At 61.9% G+C, this 4547-nt stretch carries 6 protein-coding genes; 1 reads left to right on the top strand and 5 read right to left on the bottom strand.

Going from position 1 to position 4547, the window contains the following annotated elements; all coding sequences use genetic code 11:
- The 5 genes from rqcH to WBV42_RS00035 form a co-directional block, all read right to left on the bottom strand.
- Positions 1-1363 (bottom strand): ribosome rescue protein RqcH (gene rqcH, locus WBV42_RS00055; RefSeq protein WP_423984229.1); only part of this gene is annotated, 1363 nt, incomplete at its 3' end.
- A gap of 52 nt (positions 1364-1415) precedes the next feature.
- The gene (locus WBV42_RS00050; protein ID WP_423984228.1) at positions 1416-1880 is read right to left on the bottom strand and encodes a VOC family protein; all 465 of its coding nucleotides are present in this window, start codon (positions 1878-1880) and stop codon (positions 1416-1418) included.
- A 94-nt stretch (positions 1881-1974) separates the two neighbouring features.
- Positions 1975-2214, bottom strand: coding sequence for a hypothetical protein (locus WBV42_RS00045; RefSeq protein WP_423984227.1), 240 nt, complete (start codon positions 2212-2214; stop codon positions 1975-1977).
- Positions 2215-2285: 71 nt separating this feature from the next.
- Positions 2286-2834, bottom strand: coding sequence for an SHOCT domain-containing protein (locus WBV42_RS00040; protein ID WP_423984226.1), 549 nt, complete (start codon positions 2832-2834; stop codon positions 2286-2288).
- Positions 2835-2877: 43 nt separating this feature from the next.
- Positions 2878-3744 (bottom strand): universal stress protein, encoded by an 867-nt coding sequence (locus tag WBV42_RS00035; RefSeq protein WP_423984225.1) that lies wholly within the window; start codon positions 3742-3744, stop codon positions 2878-2880.
- 243 nt (positions 3745-3987) lie between these two features.
- Here WBV42_RS00035 and WBV42_RS00030 point away from each other — a divergent pair.
- A partial coding sequence (locus tag WBV42_RS00030; protein ID WP_423984224.1) for an SLC13 family permease occupies positions 3988-4547 on the top strand: 560 nt, incomplete at its 3' end.

Raw genomic sequence — 4547 nt, 5'->3', positions numbered from 1 at the left:
GTTCGGCTTCCCACTCCTCGGCGCGCTGTTTGACCTCCTCCAACTCCTCGCGGGTATCCTCGATGGCGGCCAACGCGCCCTCCTTTTTGGACTCGATTCGCTTAGCCTCCTGATAGAGGCGGTTGGCGTTCTTCTCGACGCCGTCGTCCGGGAACAACGTGACGTCGGTGTCGTCGATTCGAACCGTGACGGTTCCTTCGCTCGGGTCGATTCCCTGCACGGCCTCGGCCTGTTCGATGCCGCGCTCGGCACCTTCCTCGAACCGCGCTTCGATGTCGGCCCACGGCGTGTCCTCGGCGCGGGCGCTCCGCACCGTCGAGAGGATTTCGTCCACGAAGCCGTAGTTGGCGTACAGCAGTTCGGCCTTCTCGCGCTCGGCGTCCGCCTGCTGTTCGAAGCCCTCGATAGCGCCCTCCTGTTGGTCGATGATGCGCTGTTGTTTCTCGATCTGGGCTTGGAAATCCGGCTTCTGCGGTTCGCCCGCGTCCTCGTTCTCGGAGAGATCGAGGTTGGTGAAGTAGTCGTCAACGGCCGCGTTGAACGAGTCGAACGCCTCCGAGTCCCTGTCCTCGTACTCTTCGAGCGGGAACGGCGTCACGTCGGTGCGCACGTCGTCCTCGTAGTAGACGCGCGGGTCGAAGTCGCCGGTCTCCAGCGGTTCTTTGAGTCGTTCGATAGCGGCGAAGACGCGTTCGTACTCCTCCTCGGTCGCGTCCGCGATGTCCTTCGCCTTCTCGACGCTCGCACGGGTACACACTTCCTCGGCGTACAGGCCGCCGAAGTTGAGTTGCGTCGCCAGCGTCCGCACGATGTCGGTGTCCGAGTCGTTCATCCGGAACTCGAACTCCTCGTAGTCGATGTCGAGCGGGTTCACCCGCGAACTGGGGAACTCGTATTGGGACCCCGGCGCGACGGTACGGGATTTGAGCCGCACGGTGTCGAGACAGTCGATGACTTCGTTGTTCTCGTCCAGCACGGCGACGTTGCCCTGTCCGAACAGTTCCGCGACGATGGTCGTGTCGCCGTCCTCGCGTTTGAAGTGGAACTGGAGGATGCGGTCGAACTCGAACTGATCGACGCCCGCGAAGTCCGCCCCCGAAAGGCGGTTTCGGAGCATCATGGCGAAGTTCGGCGGCCTGCCCGGCGCGGGCGGGACGTGTTCCGGTGCGACTGTGTGGGCGCGTTTTATCTCGCCCACTTCCACGAGCAGTTCGAGGCGACCGCGGTCGAAATCGCGCATCTTCAGGCGTAACAGGTCGTCGCCGTAGAGATACGCTTTATCGACCTTCGCACCCTCGAAGGAGTTCAACTCCCGCGAGACCGCGGCGAGGTCGATGCTCGAAAGCTCCCGCTTTCTGTCCATGCCCGTGGATTTCTCGGGCGGCAGGAAAGGCGTGTCGTTCGACGGCACAGTACTACTCCTCGACCGACCCCATAACCTCATCCAACTCTCTTCCTACCTCGGCCCGCTCCGAGAAAACGAGTTCGTAGCCGTCCGGGTCGTGAACCGTCGTTTCGCGCGTGTTCCAGTTCGTCTCGTGGGGCGGGACGGAAATCTCAATTCCGTTCTCCTCGGCCCGATTCGTCACGTCGTCGACGGACTCGTCCTCGACGGTGATGTACGTGACGACGCCGCGGCCGCGAGCGGGTGTTTGCGAGGAATCCGCGTCTGCAGACGCGGATTCCTCGTCCCCGTTGTCCCGTTCCGCGACGAGCATGATGTCGGCATACTTGCGGTACCGAACGTGGGACATCACGGGCATCGAGTAGATGACCTCGAATCCCAGCGTCTCGTACCACGCCGTGGATTCCTCGACGTTCGAGACGGTCAACTGCGGAAACAGCGGCATCGGATAGATTTCGTGGTCCGAGTTCGACATGGTGACCCGAGGTTTTCCGGGATGGAGGATAAGGATTGCCCGACCGGGAGAAACCGTCGCACACTCGAATCAACACCACTTCGACACGGGTTCGTTACTCCCCGGGCACCGCGTAGGGATGCCCACGCCGTGGCTTCCGTTTCCGGAGGTAGAAGGCGTAGACGATGATGGCACCGATGAGCGGCGGGATGAAAAAGGCGAGAAACATGCCGACGGCCCACATGTCTGCCGTCTCCATACCGCGGCCTTTCGCGTCTCGATATATCCAAACGGCACAGATAACGGCGAGCGGAATCGCGAGGAACCACGGAATGACGATGTGAATTCCGGCCATGAGAGACGGTCGAAACGATTGGCTATATGTCTTGTCGTCTCGTAACAACTTACGACTCCGTCGCGTATTCGTCACGATTCCGTCTCGTACTCGTTCCTGGAGAACGCGCCCCGTTTGATCGATTCTTCGGCATTTTCGACGGTGCTCGTCGCTCGCAGTCGGTCGTACTTCCGGTCGAACTGCTCGTCGGTGAGTTCGCCGCGAGCGTACCGGTTCCGGAGCGCGACGACCGCCTCGTCCTGGCTTCCCTCGGCGGCGAGCAGTCGTTCGATGCCGCGTTCGAATTGGGCTTCGCTAACCGCTCCGTCGGCGTACCGACGGCGGAGATAGGCGAGTGCCTCGTCCGTCGCGTGTGTGGGACGCGACGACTCTGGAAAAGACGATTCCGGTGAATTTCGTTTCGACTCGTCGTATCGAGTGTCCGTGAAACGAGCGGATCGTTCGTCATCCCCCCAATCTCTTGATACAATAGACAGCGTGACTGGGAGAACCATGAGTATCCAAAACACAACTGCAAGCGTCAAATTCCCGGCAAGAAACGTCACGACTCCGAGACCGAAGACGAAGAGCGTGGTGAGCCCAAAGGATTGGAATCCGCTCTTGGTTGCCAAATCGGTCATTACCGAACCGTCAATGTGATGGGATAAAAACGAATCGGCGCGGTCACTCCTCGCCCGAATCGCGCACGGTGAGCACGGGAATCGTCGCCCGTCGGAGTACCGTCTCGGCCACGCTTCCCATCACGAACCGGTCGATGCCGGTTCGACCGTGGGTGCCCATGACGATGCAGTCTACGTCGTGGTCGTCTACGTAGTCGAGGATTTGCTCGGCGGGGCGTCCGTGACGGGTTTCCTGTCTGGCCTGTGCGCCCTCGCTCGTGACCCGCGAGACGGCGTCACCGCAGGCGCGCTTGCTCTCGCTCTCCATGAGTTCCATGAGCGACCCCGACCGGGCGACCCGCGAATCGATGACGTAGAGGACGTGGACGAACGCGTCGTACTCGGCGGCGAACTCGGCACATTCGTCGATTGCTCGCTCCGATCCTTGGGTTCCGTCGATCGGAAGGAGGACGTTCTCGTACTCCGTCGTCGTCGGTTCGTCCGTCGTCCGAACCGTCAAGACGGGACACTCCGAGAGCCGACTCACTTTGCGCGCCGTGCTTCCGACGACGTAGGATTCGAGGCGACCGTGTTTGCCGGTCCCCATCGAAATCAGGCCGACGTCGTGGTCGTCGGCGTAGTCGAGGATTTCCCGGAAGGGAACGCCCGCCTCCATCGCTTCCGTCACCGGGACGTCGTACTCGCGCGCGCGCTCGGCGACTGCGGCCGTCGCCGCTTTCCCTTCCTCTTCGAGCAGATCGACGAGGCCGGAAAGCCCCTCGTCGGCGTTCGCCACGCCCAGTTGCGGCATGTCGATGACGTACAGCGCGTGGACCGTCGCGCCGGTTTTCGCCGCGAGTCGTAACCCGTGCTCGATGGCCGCGTCCGTCGTCTCCGCGCCGTCAGTCGGGATGAGGATCGAATCGTCCATCGTCGTGGGATTCGACGGCGATGGACTTCAATCGATTTCCCCCGGTACGCGGACGCCACGATACACCAACGAGCCTGCTCGATGGATTTTGTCGTCACACTGTGAACGATTGAGGTAGGGATTTGTCCGGTTCCGTCGAATGAACAGTGGGGTGGCACGTGAGCGGTGCGGCGCGTCCACGGAGGTGTATGAATGTTGGTTCCGCTTCAAACAGGAGTTCAAATTCCACCGATAACGAACAGTATGCTCGTCGTCTTGGGAATCATCCTCCTCGCGTTCGTCCTCTTCGTCACCGAGTTGTTTCCAGTGGACGTGACGGCGCTCATCATCCTCGTCCTCCTGATGGTGTTCGGCCACTGGACACGCGTGTCGCCGACGGAGGGACTCTCCGGGTTTTCCAACGAGGCGACGATCACGGTCCTCGCCATGCTCATCCTCAGCGAGAGCGTGCGCCAAACGGGCGCGGTACAACTGCTCGGCCATCGCGTCGCGGGTGTCGTCGGCGACAGCCAGTTCAGACAGGTGTTCGCGACGGTCGGCATCGCCGGGTCCGTGTCGGGGTTCATCAACGACACGCCGGTCGTCGCCCTGCTCGTGCCCTTCGCCTCGGACCTCGCCCATCGGGGCAACACGTCGCCGTCGAAACTGATGATTCCGCTCTCCTACGCGGCCATGCTCGGCGGCACGCTCACCCTTATCGGTACCTCCACGAACCTGCTGGCGAGCGGCCTCGCACAGCAACTGTTGGGGCGCTCGCTCGGTATCTTCCAGTTCACGCCGGTGGGCGTCGTCGTCCTCATCAC

Origin of the sequence: Haladaptatus sp. (assembly GCF_049589095.1) — an archaeon.
Lineage (GTDB): Archaea > Halobacteriota > Halobacteria > Halobacteriales > Haladaptataceae > Haladaptatus.
Note: the sequence above shows the minus strand (reverse complement) of the source record. Positions and strands in the feature narration are given on the sequence as shown.